The organism is Acidimicrobiales bacterium, from assembly GCA_016716005.1.
Classification (GTDB): Bacteria; Actinomycetota; Acidimicrobiia; order Acidimicrobiales; family JADJXE01; genus JADJXE01.
Window position 1 is genome coordinate 3,352,969 of sequence record JADJXE010000001.1, and the last position, 15,267, is coordinate 3,368,235.

The 15,267-nt window shown below is 75.5% G+C and carries 16 protein-coding genes; 10 read left to right on the forward strand and 6 right to left on the reverse strand.

What is annotated here, in order from left to right:
* Window positions 1–3 precede the first annotated feature (3 nt).
* The 4 genes from IPM45_16300 to IPM45_16315 are packed head-to-tail and all read right to left on the reverse strand — an operon-like array spanning window position 4 to window position 4,176.
* Window positions 4–864, reverse strand: coding sequence for a type II secretion system F family protein (locus IPM45_16300; GenBank protein ID MBK9181091.1), 861 nt, complete (start codon window positions 862–864; stop codon window positions 4–6).
* Complete coding sequence (locus IPM45_16305; protein MBK9181092.1) at window positions 861–2,174, reverse strand: CpaF family protein; 1,314 nt, start codon at window positions 2,172–2,174, stop codon at window positions 861–863. Before IPM45_16305 ends, IPM45_16300 begins: the two co-directional genes overlap by 4 nt.
* The gene (locus IPM45_16310) at window positions 2,171–3,475 is read right to left on the reverse strand and encodes a hypothetical protein (protein ID MBK9181093.1); all 1,305 of its coding nucleotides are present in this window, start codon (window positions 3,473–3,475) and stop codon (window positions 2,171–2,173) included. The genes IPM45_16305 and IPM45_16310 overlap by 4 nt, the downstream gene beginning before the upstream one ends.
* Window positions 3,472–4,176 (reverse strand): hypothetical protein, encoded by a 705-nt coding sequence (locus IPM45_16315; protein ID MBK9181094.1) that lies wholly within the window; start codon window positions 4,174–4,176, stop codon window positions 3,472–3,474. The genes IPM45_16310 and IPM45_16315 overlap by 4 nt, the downstream gene beginning before the upstream one ends.
* Before the next feature lie 222 nt (window positions 4,177–4,398).
* Between IPM45_16315 and IPM45_16320 the strand changes: the two genes are divergently transcribed.
* Complete coding sequence (locus IPM45_16320; GenBank protein ID MBK9181095.1) at window positions 4,399–4,650, forward strand: helix-turn-helix domain-containing protein; 252 nt, start codon at window positions 4,399–4,401, stop codon at window positions 4,648–4,650.
* Here the strand turns inward: IPM45_16320 and IPM45_16325 are convergent.
* On the reverse strand, window positions 4,602–5,174 hold the full coding sequence (locus tag IPM45_16325) for a hypothetical protein (protein ID MBK9181096.1): 573 nt from the start codon (window positions 5,172–5,174) through the stop codon (window positions 4,602–4,604). The two genes, IPM45_16320 and IPM45_16325, sit on opposite strands and share 49 nt — an antisense overlap.
* A 177-nt stretch (window positions 5,175–5,351) precedes the next feature.
* On the opposite strand from IPM45_16325, the gene IPM45_16330 reads away from it, so the two are divergent.
* From IPM45_16330 to IPM45_16350, 5 genes are read left to right on the forward strand one after another with little or no spacing between them, the layout of a single operon-like run.
* A complete protein-coding gene (locus tag IPM45_16330) occupies window positions 5,352–6,254 on the forward strand; it encodes a PhoH family protein (GenBank protein ID MBK9181097.1) in 903 nt (300 codons plus the stop codon).
* Complete coding sequence (ybeY, locus tag IPM45_16335) at window positions 6,251–6,883, forward strand: rRNA maturation RNase YbeY (GenBank protein ID MBK9181098.1); 633 nt, start codon at window positions 6,251–6,253, stop codon at window positions 6,881–6,883. Before IPM45_16330 ends, ybeY begins: the two co-directional genes overlap by 4 nt.
* Complete coding sequence (locus tag IPM45_16340; GenBank protein MBK9181099.1) at window positions 6,871–8,184, forward strand: HlyC/CorC family transporter; 1,314 nt, start codon at window positions 6,871–6,873, stop codon at window positions 8,182–8,184. The genes ybeY and IPM45_16340 overlap by 13 nt, the downstream gene beginning before the upstream one ends.
* Entirely contained in the window at window positions 8,181–9,029 is an 849-nt protein-coding gene (gene era, locus IPM45_16345) for a GTPase Era (protein ID MBK9181100.1), read from the forward strand. The genes IPM45_16340 and era overlap by 4 nt, the downstream gene beginning before the upstream one ends.
* A gap of 45 nt (window positions 9,030–9,074) precedes the next feature.
* Complete coding sequence (locus IPM45_16350; GenBank protein MBK9181101.1) at window positions 9,075–9,836, forward strand: SDR family oxidoreductase; 762 nt, start codon at window positions 9,075–9,077, stop codon at window positions 9,834–9,836.
* Between the two features lie 33 nt (window positions 9,837–9,869).
* Here IPM45_16350 and IPM45_16355 read toward each other — a convergent pair whose 3' ends face one another.
* A complete protein-coding gene (locus IPM45_16355) occupies window positions 9,870–11,672 on the reverse strand; it encodes an ATP-dependent DNA helicase (protein ID MBK9181102.1) in 1,803 nt (600 codons plus the stop codon).
* A 227-nt stretch (window positions 11,673–11,899) separates the two neighbouring features.
* Between IPM45_16355 and uppS the strand changes: the two genes are divergently transcribed.
* The 4 genes from uppS (at window position 11,900) to IPM45_16375 (ending at window position 15,190) form a co-directional block, all read left to right on the forward strand.
* Window positions 11,900–12,619, forward strand: a complete 720-nt coding sequence (gene uppS, locus IPM45_16360; protein ID MBK9181103.1) for a di-trans,poly-cis-decaprenylcistransferase — start codon at window positions 11,900–11,902, stop codon at window positions 12,617–12,619.
* Window positions 12,620–12,631: 12 nt separating this feature from the next.
* Window positions 12,632–13,345, forward strand: a complete 714-nt coding sequence (gene recO, locus IPM45_16365; GenBank protein ID MBK9181104.1) for a DNA repair protein RecO — start codon at window positions 12,632–12,634, stop codon at window positions 13,343–13,345.
* 109 nt (window positions 13,346–13,454) lie between these two features.
* The gene (locus IPM45_16370) at window positions 13,455–14,519 is read left to right on the forward strand and encodes an FAD-dependent oxidoreductase (GenBank protein MBK9181105.1); all 1,065 of its coding nucleotides are present in this window, start codon (window positions 13,455–13,457) and stop codon (window positions 14,517–14,519) included.
* 2 nt (window positions 14,520–14,521) lie between these two features.
* Entirely contained in the window at window positions 14,522–15,190 is a 669-nt protein-coding gene (locus IPM45_16375) for a phosphonatase-like hydrolase (GenBank protein ID MBK9181106.1), read from the forward strand.
* Window positions 15,191–15,267: the final 77 nt, after the last annotated feature.

Sequence of the window (15,267 nt, forward strand, 5' to 3'; positions counted from 1 at the left end):
GGCTCACGGTCGGAACACCCGCTCGGGGGCGGGCAGGCGCAGCAGGTGGCCGGCCCAGGCCCAGCAGGCGGCGATGACGCCGATGGCGACGAGAACCGCGAGCTGGCCGGCCGGCGTGCCGTACGCGGCGCGGCCCGTGCCGACCGACAGGCCGACGACGGCCATGCCCACCGGGACGATCAGCACGAACCGCCGGGCGAAGCGCACCCCGGCCTGCTTGGCACGGGCGTCCTTGCGGCCGTGCAGCTCCTGGAGCCGGTCCTCGGCCAGGGCTTCGAGCCGCCGGTCGAGGTTCGTGCCGCCCAGCTCGTGGGCCACCAGCAGGGTCTCGCAGACGGTGTCGGCGGTGGGGTCGGCCAGCGCCTCCTTCAGCACCGTGAGGGTGCGGGAGAAGTCGGTCGACAGCAGCCACTCACGGTGCGCGGCGTCGAACGCCGGGCGGAGCTCGAGGGGTGCCCGCCCGCCCACCTCGAACAGCGCCTGCGGGATCGAGCGCCCCGCCGAGCCGGTCAGCACCCGCATCTCCTCGAGCATCCGAGGCCAGGACTCGTGGGCCGCGGCCGCCCGGCGGTGCCGAGCGGCGCGCGCCGCGGCGGTGGGGAGGCACGCGGCGAAGGCGCCGCCGACGACGGCCGCGATGGGGGCGGCGAAGAGGGCCAGGGTGCAGGCCGCGCCGACCACGAACAGGGTGGCGGTGGCGCCGAGCAGGCCGGCGGCCCGGCGGGGATCGAGGGCGACCCGCGGGAGGAGCGCCGCCCGGGTGCCCGCCGGGCCCGTCCCGATCCCACGCCACCCGAGGGCGGCGCCGGTGTACACGAGGAACACCCCGTAGGCGCCGATCAGGGCGAGGAGGAGCGCGGTCACCGGGCCGGCTCCCCGGTGGGAGCCGGGCCGAGCAGCGACCGCAGGTCCCAGCCGGCCGAGCGCAGGGCCCGGCCGAGCCGGACGGGGACGTTCCCGGTCCAGGCCAGCGGCTCGCCGGGGCCCGGACGCACGAAGACCTCGGTGAGGGTGAACTGGGTGGCGTCGGCCCCGCCTGCCAGCTCCTCCACGGCCACGACCTCGTCGACCTCGACGCCCTGAGGCGACCGGGAGGTGTGCACGACGACATCGATGGCCTCGGTGACCAGGCTGTTGAGGGCGGCGAGGCTGATGTCGCTGCTGGTGTCGGCGAGCTGGCAGATGAACCGCAGCCGGGTGAGGGCCTGGCGGGCGGAACCGGCGTGGATCGTCGTGAAGCCCTTCACGCCGGAGGAGAGGGTGAGCAGCAGGGGGAGCGCCTCCCGATCCCGCACCTCGCCCACGATGGCGACGTCGGGCGCCATCCGGAGGAACCCGCTCACCAACCTGCGGAGGTCGACCGCCGGACGATCGGCTCGGGCGGCGCGCGTCTGCATCTGGGCCACGTTCGGGAGCGGGAGGTCGGTCTCGAACACCTCTTCGGCCACGACGACCCGCAACGCGGGATCGAGCTCGGCTGCACAGCAGGCCAGGAGCGTGGTCTTGCCCGTGCCCGGAGCACCCGCGAACACGATCGACGCCCGGCTCCTGACGCACGCGTGGAGGAAGGTGGCGACCTCGGGCGAGAGCGTGCCGCGACCCACCAGCTCGCCGAGGCTCCGGATCGCCACGCCGGTGAACTTGCGGATGTTGACCATGACGTGGCCGCCGCGGCTGACGTCGCCGTGCACGATGTGGAGCCGGGCCCCGCCGTCCAGCTGGGCGTCCTGGAGGCCCTCGGTGGGGTCGAGCTTGCGGTGCGCGGCCGACGCGTCGTCGAGGATCTTGGTGAGCGTGCGGACGACGTGCTCGTCGTCGTGGAAGACCTCGTCGTGGTAGCCGGAGGCGCCGCCATGGCGCTTGACGAACACGGCGTCGGGCGCGTTCACCATGATCTCCCACACGTCGGGATCGGCGAGGAGCGGCTCGAGCGGCCCGTAGCCCGCCAGGTTGCGAAAGGCCCGGTCGGCGACGGTCGGCGGGTCGGCGATGTCGAAGGGCCGCAGGCCCTGCCGGTGCTGCTCGCTCCAGGCGGCGACCTCGTCGCCGATCAGGGCACGCAGGTGGTCGAGGCCCCCCGGAGCCGCCAGGTCGAGGGCGCGGGCCTTGGCCCGCTCCTGCACGTGGCGCTCGATCTCGACCAGCGGCGAGGCGCCGACGTCGGTGGCGCTCATCGCCCACCCGCCCCGAGGCCCGTCAGGGCGCCCAGGCTGCCCGGGGCCACGGGCACCGGTGCCGGCACGGTGGCCGGCCCGACACGGTCGAGCAGCGCCACGACGGCCCCGGCGAGCGTGTCGGGCAGCGGAGCCGGGAGGGGGCCGCCGGCGCGATGGGCGTCTTCGACGCGGCGGCGCCATGGCAGGAAGGCGCACCCGGGGAGCCGCTGGCCGCCGGGCAGCGCGGGTCCGCACAGATCGGCGACGGCCCTGGCGATCCGTGCCCGCTCGCGGGGGTTCCGCGGGGCGAGGTTGACCACCGGGAGGATCCGCCCGGGCTCGATGCCGTGGCCGGCCAGCTCGGTCACCACCCGCGCGATCCCGTGGACGCCGGCGAGCGTGGGGGTGCCGACCGCCAGGACGGCGTCGGCGAGAGGCAGCGTGGTGCGGGCCAGGACGTTGCGCTCCTCGACCTCGACCGACCCCACCTCGTCCTGGCCCTCGAGGTCGGCGTCGACGTCGGCCACCACCGTGCGGTACGCGCGGGCCAGGCCCAGGATCGCGGCCTCGACGGCGCCGGGCCGCAGCACCGTCCAGTCGCGGTGGCGTCGGAGCCCGAGCAGCAGGTGGTACCCGCGGTCGTCGACCGTGAAGACGAACGAGCGGATCTCGTCGGTGGAGCGGGGACCGCCGCGGTGGGCGGCGACCAGCTCGGGCAGCCCGGGCACCAGGTCGACGGCGTCGTGGAGCATGGCCTGCGCGCCGGGAAGGCAGAGGTCGGCGAGCAGCACCCCGCCGTTGCCGCCCGGCCGGGCCGCCAGGCCCTGCGCAGCCGCGGCCGCGACGGTCGACGCACCCGAGCCGCCCGGACCCGTCACCGCCACCAGGTGGCCCCGCCACCCTGCCTCGAGGCGGGGCTGGGCGCCCGGGGGATCGAGGTCGTGCCGGCCGATGCGGCGTGCGTGCTGGCGCAGGGCGGCCACCAGCTCGCCGCGGCCGAAGCCGGGCGGCAGCACGGCCGCCGCGCCGAGGGCCGGCCAGTCGCGGTGCGCGGCCGGATCGGCCACGACCAGCACGGCGACACCCGCGCCGGTCGCCGCCCGCACCAGATCTCGGTCGACCGCGGGGAGACCGCCGTCGACCAGGGCCGCCGACCACGGCCGTCCGCTGGCCACGCGCGCCCGGAGCTCGTCGGGTGACAGGCACTTGACGAACTCGGCCGGGACGGCGCCCGACGTGGCCAGGTGGGCGACCTCGCGGAACCACGGTGCCCGAGGCCGGGCCAGCCCGAGCAGGACCCAGCGGTCGGCGGTGGTCACGGGGCCGACCCGGCGGCCGGGTTCGGATCGGGCCGGTAGCTGGGGGTCGCGCGATCGCCGGCGGGGGCGGCGGTGGCCCGCAGCAGGGTGACCTCGCCCGCACGGGCGGCGTGGGCGACGGCGACGCCGTCGGCGGCCGCCGGCAGCGCCAGGGTGACCGTCGAGCCCGCACCGCCGAGCGAGCCGTCGAGCGAGTCGACGCCGACGACCAGCGCCCGCTCCACGACCGTGAGGCTGTACGCGCCGTCGCCGGTCCCGTAGGTGGCGACGACGGCGACGCGGTCGCCCGGCGCCAGCCGGCCGTCGACGGCGCGGTCGCCGTCGAGGGCGAGCGACAGCTCGTAGCTGCCGGGTGCGGCGCCGGCCACGACGCTGCTGGCCTGGACGAGGTCGCCGGCCGCGAGCGGCGCCACCGTCACGGCGCCCTCCAGGGCGGCCGTGTCGGCGAACACCCGGCCGTCGAAGCCGCGCGGGAGGTCGAGGCGGGCCGTCACCAGGTCGCTGGCTCGCAGCAGGGTGCCGGGCGGCAGCGAGCGGGCCGCGACCACGTACGGCTGCCCGGGCGTGCCCCGCCCGCCCGCAGCCAGGAAGATGCCGACCGCCGACACCGCGACCAGCAGCCCCCCGAGCACGGCGCGGCCGCTGGGCCGGCGGCGGCGCCGACCGAGGGTGCGGGCGGCCCGGGCGGGGTCGGCCGACACGTCGCCGCCTCTCCCGGCCGCAGCGCCGCCTGCGCCGCCCGAGCCGGGCGCGCGCCACGCTCCGAGGTCGGCCACCGCGGTCCCGCCCATCGCGTGCTCCCTCCCCGTCCTCCGGCCCCGCTGATCGGCCGGCAGGCTCGACCAACATCGTCATGACATGACGCAACACCAAAGATATCGAGATCAGCGGACGGGCACCAGTCGGGATCTACACTCGCCGCCGTGCGCGAGGAGGACGACATCCGCTGGCTGAGCACGGCCGACGCGGCCCGGCGGCTGGGCATCACGTCGCGGACGCTCTACCGCTTCATCGACGACGGGGGTCTGCCGGCCTACCGATTCGGGCGGGTGATCCGCCTGCAGCAGGCCGACGTCGACGAGTTCATCGAGCGATGCCGGATCGAGCCCGGCACCCTCGAGCACCTCTACCCCGACTCGAGCAGCACCTCGTCCAGCGAGTCCAGCGACACGTAGGCCACGCCGCCTCCGTCGAGGCCGAGGGTCAGCACGTCACGGCCCACGGCGAGCAGCTCGCCGGCGCTGGCCTCGGCCGCGCCGGCTCGCACCACCAGGCGCGGCCGCTCGCCCACCCGGGCCGCGAGGAGGTCGGCCAGGCGGGGCCCGCCCGCTCGGTCACCGGCCGCGGCGCCGGTGGGTCCGGACGCATCGGGCGGTCCCGCCGGGCGCACCCAGGCCACCGAGCGCAGCGCCACCAGCACCAGGGCCCCGGGCGTCGTGCGCACGGCCAGCACGTCGGCGCCGACGGTGGTGAGGTGGCCGGCGTGCACGCGGCCGGTCACGGTGGCCAGCGCCACCCGCACGTCCCGCTCGGCCAGGTCGAGCAGGGTGCCGGCCAGGGTCGCCTCCTCCTCGGCCAGCCGGCGCATCCAGTGCCGCTCGACCCGGGCGGCCCGGGCCTCGTCGACGGCGGCGTCGGCGGCCCACAGCTCGAACCCGCCCGCCCCGCCGTCGCCCGCCGAGCCCGCGCCCGCGCCCACGCCCGGAGGCTACGACGCCGCCGGCCGGGGTGTTCCAGCCTCATGGCCCGGCGGGCGGTAGCGTGGAGGGCACGACGTGCGGTCAGCGCCGTCCCGACCCCCCCGGGCTGAGCCCGCACCGAGCACCCTGCCTTGTCGAAGACCCAGGTCAAGATCAGCGTTCCCGGCAACCACCTGATGGTGGGGCTGCTCGGCCACCGCGACGAGCTCCTGCGGCTCATCGAGGCGGGCTTCGAGGGTGCCGAGATCCACGTGCGCGGCAACGAGATCACCATCGCCGGCGACAGCGCCGAGCAGGTGGGCACGCTGTTCGAGGAGCTGGTGCTGCTGCTGCAGCAGGGGGAGGCCCTCGACCCGGCCCACGTGATCCGCACCATCGACATGGTGAAGGCCGACGAGCGCCCCTCGCAGGTGATGGGCGCCGAGGTGCTGCGGTCGACCCGGGGCGGGGCGGTGCGCCCCAAGACGGCAGGGCAGAGGCGCTACATCGACACCATCCGCGCCAACGTCATCACCTTCGGGATCGGCCCGGCCGGCACCGGCAAGAGCTGGCTGGCCGTGGCCATGGCCGTGCAGGCGCTGCAGGCCAAGGAGGTGGGCCGGATCATCCTCACCCGGCCCGCGGTCGAGGCCGGCGAGCGGCTCGGGTTCCTGCCCGGTGACCTCATGGCCAAGGTCGACCCGTACCTGCGGCCGCTGTACGACGCCCTGTACGACTTCGTGGGGGCCGAGGCCGCCGGCCGGCTGCTCGAGAAGGCCACCGTCGAGGTCGCGCCCCTCGCCTTCATGCGCGGCCGCACGCTGAACAACAGCTTCATCATCCTGGACGAGGCCCAGAACACGACCCCCGAGCAGATGAAGATGTTCCTCACCCGGATCGGGTTCGGCTCCAGGGTGGTGATCACCGGCGACGTCACCCAGATCGACGTGCCCGACGGCCGCAGCGGCCTCCTCGGCCTCGAGCGCATCCTCGGCGGCATCGACGGGCTGGCGTTCGTGCACCTGGGCGCACGCGACGTGGTGCGCCACCGCATCGTCCAGGAGATCGTGAGCGCCTACGGGCGGTCCGAGCCCCGATGACCCCTCCACAGCCCCCGCCCGAGCCGCCCGACCCCACCGACCCGTTCGCCGAGCCGGTGCGTGGGCCGTCGCTCCACCGGCAGCGCCGCATCGGCCCCGAGGGCGAGGTCACCGTGTTCGCCGCCGACGAGCAGGCGGCCGTGCCCGTCGACGCCGGCCGCTGGGCCGCCCTCGCCGAGCAGGTGCTCGTGGCCGAGGGCGTGCGGGGCGAGGCCGAGCTGTCGCTGCTGTTCGTCGACGAGGAGGCCATGGCCGACCTCAACGGGCGCTTCCTCCACGCCCGCGGCCCCACCGATGTGCTCGCCTTCCCGATCGACGCCGACGACGCCGACGTGTGGCAGGGGTCGGACCCCACCCTCACCGGCCCCGACCGCGACCCGCCCGACCCGTCGGACGCGCCGATGCTGCTGGGCGACGTGGTCGTGTGCCCGGCGGTGGCCGCCCGCAACGCGCCCGAGCACGCCGGCACCCTCGACGACGAGCTGGCCCTGCTGGTGGTGCACGGCGTGCTGCACGTGCTCGGCCACGACCACGCCGAGCCGGCCGCCCGGGCCGCCATGTGGGCACGGGAGCGCGAGCTGATCGAGCGGTTCCACGGCCGGCCGGGGAGGGACCCGTGGCAGGCCTGATCCTGGCCGTCACGGTCACCGGCGCCGACGTGGCGATGATCGCCGCGATCGTCGTGCTGCTCGTGCTGCTGATGTTCCTGGCGCTGGCCGAGACGGGGCTCACCCGCATGAACCGGGTGCGGGCCATGGCCCTCGAGGAGGAGGGCCTCAAGGGCTCCAACCGCCTCGTCTCCCTGGTGAACCACCCCGAGCAGTTCATCAACTCGGTGCTGCTGCTCGTGCTGGTGCTGCAGACCGTCCAGACCGCCCTCACCACCCTGGTGGCCAACCGGCTGTTCGGGAGCTGGGGCGTGGCCGTCGGCCTCTTCCTCAACGTGGTCCTGTTCTTCGTGCTGGCCGAGGCGGCACCCAAGACGTGGGCCGTGCAGCATCCCGACCGGGCCGCCCTGGGAACGGCCCGACCCGTCTACGCCCTCAGCCGCTTCGCCCCCCTCCGGGTGATGTCCCGTGGACTGATCGGGCTCACCAACGTGATCCTCCCGGGCAAGGGCCTGAAGAAGGGGCCGTTCCTCTCCGAGGAGGAGCTGCTGGCCATGACCGACGTGGCCGCCGAGGAAGAGGTGATCGAGCGCGAGGAGCGGGCGCTCATCCACTCGATCATCGAGTTCGGCGACACGGTCGTGCGCGAGGTGATGGTGCCCCGGCCCGACATGGTCACCGTCGAGGCCCGCGCCACCCTCGACGAGGCCATCACCACCCTGCTCCAGCGGGGCTACAGCCGGGTGCCGGTGGTGGGGGAGGGCATCGACGACGTGGTGGGCGTGGTGCACGTGCGCGACCTCATACGCGCCGTGCGCGAGGGGCAGGGCGGCGAGGAGGTTCGCGGCACCTGCCGCCCGGCGCGGTTCGTGCCCGAGAGCAAGCGGGTCGCCGAGCTCATGCGCGAGATGCAGCGCGAGAAGTACCACCAGGCCGTCGTCGTCGACGAGTACGGCGGCACCGCCGGCATCGTCACCCTCGAGGACCTCATCGAGGAGCTCGTCGGTGAGATCGTCGACGAGTTCGACGTGGAGGAGCGGCCCCAGGTGGAGCGCCTCCCCGGCGGCGACGTGCTGGTCGACGCCCGCATGCCGGTCGACGAGGCCAACGAGCTGCTCGGCGCCGATCTCCCCGACGACGAGTGGGACACGCTCGGTGGCCTCGTGTACGGGCTGCTGGGTCGGGTGCCGGCCGAGGGCGAGTCGGTGGTGTTCGACGGGCTGCGGTTCCAGACCGAGAAGGTGGTCGGCCGGCGGATCTCGCGCGTGCGCGTCGCCCGGCTGGCCGACTGGGAGCGGCCCGAGCGCGACGAGGAGGGATGAGCGAGCCGTTCCACTCCGGGATCGTCACGCTGGTCGGGCGGCCGAACGTCGGCAAGTCCACGCTGCTCAACCGGATCCTCGGGCGGAAGGTGAGCATCGTCTCCGACAAGCCCCAGACCACCCGGACCCGCATCATGGGCGTGCTCGACCGGCCCGGCGCCCAGGTCGTGTTCGTCGACACCCCCGGCATCCACAAGCCCGTCACCACGCTGGGCCAGCGGCTGAACGCCACCGCCGAGGACGCCATCGCCGGCGTCGACGTCGTCTGCCTGGTGCTCGACGCCACCATGCGCCTCGGCACCGGCGACCGCTGGGTGGCCGCCCGGGTGCCCGCCGACGCCGTCGTCGTGGTGAACAAGGTCGACACGGCCTCGCCGACCGAGGTGCTCGAGCAGCTCCGCGCCGCGGCCGAGCTCGACCTGTCGGAGTACTTCCCGGTGTCGGCCCGCACCGGCGCCGGCGTGCCCGAGCTGGTCGAGCACCTCGTCGGGCGCCTGCCCGAGGGGCCCCGCTACTTCCCCGAGGGCACGGTCACCGACGTCCCCGAGGCCTTCTGGGTCGCCGAGCTGGTGCGCGAGCAGCTGCTCGCCCTCTTCCGCGAGGAGCTGCCCTACTCCATCGCCACGGTGGTGACCGAGTGGGACTGGCCCCGCATCCGCTGCGAGATCCACGTGGAGCGCGAGTCGCAGAAGGGGATGGTGATCGGCAAGGGCGGCTCCGTGCTCAAGCGCGTGGGCACCGCGGTGCGCGAGCAGCTGCCCGAGGGCGCCTACCTCGAGCTGTTCGTGAAGGTCGACAAGGACTGGCAGCGGCGGCCCCGGGCCCTCGACCGTCTGGGCTACTGAGCCGCGGGCCTACGATCCCGCCGCGGGACCGACCGAGGGGGAGCCGTGGGACGCATCGAGGGGAAGGCGTGCATCGTGACGGGAGCGGCCTCGGGCATCGGCCGGGCCACCGCGGTGCGCTTCGCCGAGGAGGGGGGTCGGGTGCTGTGCGTCGACGTCGCCGCCGATCTGGGTTCGGTGGTCGCCGAGATCCGTGACGCCGGCGGCACCGCCGACCAGCACGTGGCCGACGTGTCCGACGCCCGGCAGGTGCAGGCCTTCGTGGACGGCTGTGCCGAGCGGTGGGGCGCCGTGGACGTGCTGGTGAACAACGCCGGCGTGAACCTGCCGGGCGTGCTGCACGAGGTGCCCGACGAGGTGATCGACCGCACGCTGGCCGTGAACGTGAAGGGCCCGATCTACGGGTGCCGGGCCGCGATCCCGCACATGCTCCGCCAGGGCGGCGGCTCGATCGTGAACGTGTCCAGCGTGAACGGCATCGTGAGCGAGCCCTTCCTGGCCGTGTACTCGGCGAGCAAGGGCGCGGTGGTGATGCTGACCAAGGGGGTGGCCCTCGACTACGCCCAGCAGGGGATCCGCTGCAACGCCATCTGCCCCGGCTGGGTCGACACGCCGATCAACCACGCCCACGCGGCGCTGCTCGGCGGCCTGCAGCACGTGTACGACACCATCGGCTCGTTCCAGCCGATCGGCCGGCCCGGCGAGCCCCGCGAGATCGCCCACGTGGCCCTGTTCCTCGCCTCCGACGAGGCGTCGTTCCTCACCGGCTCCATCGTGGTGGCCGACGGCGGGATGACCTCGCAGTAGCCGGGGCCGTCGGGCGGGGGGCGCCGCCGTCGCTCAGGCGTCGCGGAGCGACCGGAGGAAGGCCTCGACCTCGGCCCGGTGACGGGTGCGGCGCATCGGGGGCAGGGCCCGCACCAGCTCCCACCGGTAGGTGGCGTGGGCCAGGCGGGGGTCGAGCACGGCCACCACGCCCCGGTCGTCCGCCGAGCGGATCAGGCGGCCCGCGCCCTGGGCCAGCAGGGTGGCGGCGCGTGGCAGGTCGACCAGGCGGAACGCCCCGGCGCCGGCCCGCTCGCGGCGAGCTTGGAGCAACGGCTCGTCGGGCCGGGGGAACGGGATCCGGTCGATGGCGACCAGCGACAGCGCGGGCCCGGGCACGTCGACGCCCTGCCAGAAGCCCATGGTGGCGAACAGGCACGACGTCTCGTCGGCGGAGAAGGCGTCGAGCAGCGCCGGCTTGGGGAGCTCCGACTGGGTGATCACCCGGTAGGGGAGCCGCGGGCCGACGGACTCGGCGGCGGCCTCCATGGCCCGCCAGCTGGTGAACAGGGCCAGGGTGCGCCCGCCGGCCGCGCCGATCAGGGCGGCCAGCTCCTCGTGGGCGGCGGCCTCGTAGGCGGGGCTGCGGGGGTCGGGCAGGTGCGCCGCGCAGTAGAGGATCGCGTTGGCCTGGTAGTCGAACGGGCTGCCCGTGTCGAGCACGTCGAAGCCCCCCGGCGGCAGGCCGAGCCGCTCCGGCAGGGCGGGGGACAGGGTGGCGCTGGTGAGCACGGCGGTGCGCTCGGCCCAGAGCCCGGCCAGGACGTCGGCCACGTCGACCGGCGCCACCATCAGCCGGGGGGTGTGGGCCGGCCCCTCCACCCACGCCACGTGCGTCGCGGGCACCGCCAGCGCGGCGTCGACGTCGTCGATGAGCGAGGCGGTGGCCTTGACGGCGCGGGTGCGGCGGGCGGCCGCGTCGTCGGTGCGGCCGTCGAGGGCGTCGGCCAGGGCGCCCAGGGCGGCCACCGCCCGCTCGAGGCGGCTGCGGGCCAGGCCGAGGGCGTCGCCGACGTCGGGCGGGAAGGCGCCGGGCAGGCGCCGCCCGGCGTGGGGCCCCAGCGAGTCGGCCAGGCGGCTGCCGGCGCCGTCGATCTCGGCGACGAGGGCGTCGTCGGCGAGGATGGACCGCACCGTGCGGGCCAGCGCGCTGAAGCGGCCCGCGCCCAGCTCGAGGCCGGCGGTGGCCGAGATGACCTCCTCGAGCTGGTGGGCCTCGTCGATCACGACCACGTCGTGGTCGGCCAGCACGGCCCCACCGCTCGCGAGGTGCAGGCCGTACAGGTGGGTGTTGACCACCACGACGTCGGCGGCCGCCGCACGGCGCCGGGCCGCCTCCGCGAAGCACGCCTCGCCCATCGGGCAGCGCGCCGCCCCCGGGCACTCGCGGGCCGACACCGAGACCGCGGCCCACGCCCGGGCCGACGGCTCCCGGGGCAGCTCGGCCCGGTCGCCGGTGTCGGTGCGGCCGGCCCACGCGACCAGCTCGCGGAGCTCCTCCCGCACGGCGCCGACCCCCAGCTCGAGCGCCTGCTGGTCGTCGCCGGCAGCGACCTCCCGCACCCGTTGCAGGCACGCGTAGTTGGCCCGGCCCTTCAGCACCGCGAACTCCACCGGCTTGCCGAGGTGCTCGGCGAGGAAGGGCAGGTCCTTGCCGGCCAGCTGGTCCTGCAGGGCCTTGGTGGCGGTGGCCACGACCACCCGGCGGCCCGACAGCACGGCCGGCACGAGGTAGGCCAGCGACTTGCCCGTGCCGGTGCCGGCCTGCACCACCAGGTGCCGCTCGCCGTCGATGGCCGAGGCCACGGCGTCGGCCATGGCGCGCTGCCCGGGCCGCGCCTCGCCGCCCCCCGGCAGCTGCGCCACGACGCGCGCCAGCGAACCGGACACGGTGGCGGTCTCGGGGGTCACCGGATCGACGGTAGCCAGAGCGGCACGGTGCCCCGCGGACGATTCCCCGGCCGTCCGGCGGGCCCCGGCCCCGGCGCCGGGCTCCGGCGCCGCCCATGGCCCGCCGCCATCGGTGGCGGCGGTAGGTTCCACCCGTGGTGCCCCACGACATCGACCCCACGCGCATCCCGCGCCACGTCGCCTGCGTGATGGACGGCAACGGCCGGTGGGCGCAGAAGCGGGGGCTCAAGCGCACCGAGGGGCACGCGGCCGGCGAAGAGGCCCTGTTCGACACCGTCGAGGGGGCGCTGGATCTCGGCCTGTCGTGGCTGACGGTCTACGCGTTCTCCACCGAGAACTGGCGGCGCCCCGCCGACGAGGTGCGCTTCCTCATGCACTTCAACGAGCACATCCTCACCGACCGGCGCGACGAGCTCCACGAGCGAGGGGTGCGCATCACCTTCGCGGGCCGGCGCGACTGGCGGGTGCCCCGCCGCCTGCTGCGCCGCATGGACGAAGCCCTCGAGCTCACCCGGGCCAACAGGGTGATGACGCTCACGATCGCCTTCAACTACGGCGGCCGGGCCGAGATCGTCGACGCCGTGCGCGCCCTGGTGGCCGCGGGCGCCGGGCCTGGCGACATCACCGAGAAGGCGATCCGCCGCCACCTGTACCTGCCCGACATGCCCGACCCCGACGTGGTGATCCGCACGTCGGGCGAGTACCGCATCTCCAACTTCCTGCTGTGGGAGCTGGCGTACAGCGAGCTGGTCTTCACCGAGGTGCTGTGGCCCGACTTCCGCCGCGAGCACCTGTTCGAGGCGGTGCGCGAGTACCAGCGGCGCGAGCGCCGCTTCGGCGGCCTCGAGGGCTGAGGGGCGCCCCGGGTGGGCCTCTACCGCGACCACGGGATCGTGCTCCGCACGTACAAGCTGGGCGAGGCCGACCGCATCGTGAGCCTGGTCACCGAGCGCCACGGCAAGGTCCGCGCCGTCGCCAAGGGCGTCCGCAAGACCAGCAGCCGCTTCGGGGCCCGGCTGGAGCCCACGTCGCACGTCAGCCTCCTCCTGTACGAGGGCCGCGAGCTCGACATCGTGAGCCAGGCCGAGACCATCGACCAGTTCCGGGCCATCCGCGGCGACCTCCACCGGCTCACCCGGGCGATCGCCCTCCTCGAGGCCGTCGACCAGGTGTCCCAGGAGCGCCACGAGGACCCCCACCTGTACCAGATGCTGCTGGGCGCCCTCCGCCAGCTCGACGCGCGCGACGCCCCGCTGCTCCTGCCGGCCTTCTTCTGGAAGCTGCTGGCCCACGAGGGGTTCCGCCCCGAGCTCGACGTGTGCGTGTCGTGCGGCTCCGACGGCCCCCTGGTGGCGTTCGACCTCGACGAGGGCGGCGCGCTGTGCCGCAGCTGCCGGCGCGGGGTGCCGCTGTCGCCCGAGGCCCTCGATCTGCTCCGCCGGATCCTGGGCGGCGGCCTGGCCGGCGTGCTGGCCGGGCCGGCGTCGCCCGGGACGGGCGAGCTGGAGGCCCTGGCCACCCGCGCCCTCGAGCACCACCTCGAGCGCCGCCTGCGCTCGCTCACCCTGCTCGATCCCTGACCGTCCCGTCCCGGCCACCCGCCGTGGCGTCAGCGGGCGGTGACGTGCAGCGTGAAGAATCACGTCCGTGCGACGCATCGTGATCGTGGGAGGGGGCGTGCTCGGCACCATGCACGCCCTGATGGCCCGCCGGCGCGGCTGGCAGGTGGTCCACCTGGAGCGCGACCTGCAGCCCCGGCGGGCCACGGTCCGCAACTTCGGCCTGGTGTGGGTGAGCGGCCGGCGGGCCGGGCCCGAGCTCGAGCTCGCCCTGCGGGCCCGCGAGCTCTGGGGCGCCCTCGGGGCGAGCCTCCCCGACGTGGGGTTCCGCCCCGACGGCTCCCTCACGGTCGCCGGGCACCCGGCCGAGCTGGCGGTGATGGAGGAGCTGTGCGCCCGGCCCGACGCCGGAGCCCGCGGGGTCCGGCTGCTCGACGCCGACGAGGCCCGCCGCCACAACCCGGCGCTGCGGGGCGAGCTGCTCGGCGCCCTCCTCTGCGAACGGGACGCGGTGGTGGAGCCGGGCCGGGTGCTCGCAGCGGTGCGCGCCGAGCTCGAGTCGGAGGAGGGCTACGACTACCTCCCCGGTCGCACCGCGGAGGAGGCGGGACCGGGCTGGGTGCTCGACAGCGTCGGCACCCGCCACCAGGGCGACCTGGTGGTGCTGTGCCCGGGCGCCGAGCACCAGGGCGTGGCCGCCCCCTTCCTCGACGGCGAGCCGCTCCGACGGTGCCGCCTCCAGATGATGCAGACCGCGCCGCTGGGGGAGCGGCTCACCACCTCCCTGGCCGACGGCGACAGCCTCCGCTACTACCCGGCCTTCGACCTGCCCTCGCGCGCCGCGCTGCCCGCCGCCCCGTGGGTGGTCGAGCGCCACCGCATGCAGCTGCTGGTGTCGCAGCGGGCTGGCGGCGAGCTCACGATCGGCGACACCCACGCCTACGACGAGCCCTTCGACTTCGCCGTCGACGAGGTGCCGTACGAGCACCTGAAGGCCCGCCTGACGTCGATCCTCGGCCGGCCGATCCCACCCGTGGTCCGCCGGTGGGCCGGGGTGTACTCGGAACGACCCGACGGGGGGATCTGCGTGCGGGCGCAGCCGGAACCCGGGATCATGGTGGTCACCGGCGTGGGCGGGCGGGGGATGACCCTCTCGCCGGCCATCGCCGAGCAGACCGTCGAGGCCGTCGAGTGAGCATCCGCCTGGTGTGCCTCGACATGGCGGGCACCACGGTGCGCGACGACGGCACGGTGGAGCGGGCCTTCCTGACGGCCATGGAGGCGCTGGCCCCGCCGGGCGACGACGCCTGGCTGGCGGGGGCGCTCGAGCACGTTCGGGCGACGATGGGCCAGTCGAAGATCACCGTGTTCCGGTCTCTGTTCGACGACGAGGGACGGGCCCAGGAGGCCAACCGCCGCTTCGAGGCCGCCTACGACGACGCCGTCTCGCGGGGCGAGGTGGCACCCATCCCCGGGGCCGAGGGGGCCATGGCCGACCTCCGGGCGGCCGGCCGCCTGGTGTGTCTCACCACCGGGTTCTCACCCGCCACCCGCGACGGCATCGTCGCCGCCCTCGGGTGGGGGAGCCGGGTCGACCTGGTCCTGTCCCCGGCCGACGCCGGCCGCGGCCGGCCGTACCCCGACATGCTGCTCACCGCCCTCATCCGCCTCGGCGTCGACGACGTGCGGGAGGTGGCCGTGGCCGGCGACACCGCCAGCGACCTGCTCGCCGGCTGGCGGGCAGGGGCCTCGGTGGTGGCGGGGGTGCTCACCGGCGCCCACACCCGCGAGCAGCTCGAGGCCGCGCCCCACACGCACGTGCTGGCCAGCGTGGCCGACCTCCCGGCGGTGGTCGCCGACGCCTGAGCCCGGCGGGGGTCACAGGCGCGTCCCGGACGCGAGGTGACGGACGGCCCTGGCGCCCACCCGGGTGCCAGGGGTCA

Bases quoted from the DNA above. Each gene is read 5' to 3' on its own strand.
- IPM45_16305 (MBK9181092.1), bottom strand. From the start codon at position 2,174: ATGAGCGCCACCGACGTCGGCGCCTCGCCGCTGGTCGAGATCGAGCGC.
- IPM45_16330 (MBK9181097.1), top strand. From the start codon at position 5,352: ATGGTGGGGCTGCTCGGCCACCGCGACGAGCTCCTGCGGCTCATCGAG.
- ybeY (MBK9181098.1), top strand. From the start codon at position 6,251: ATGACCCCTCCACAGCCCCCGCCCGAGCCGCCCGACCCCACCGACCCG.
- era (MBK9181100.1), top strand. From the start codon at position 8,181: ATGAGCGAGCCGTTCCACTCCGGGATCGTCACGCTGGTCGGGCGGCCG.
- IPM45_16355 (MBK9181102.1), bottom strand. From the start codon at position 11,672: ATGGCCGACGCCGTGGCCTCGGCCATCGACGGCGAGCGGCACCTGGTG.
- IPM45_16370 (MBK9181105.1), top strand. From the start codon at position 13,455: ATGCACGCCCTGATGGCCCGCCGGCGCGGCTGGCAGGTGGTCCACCTG.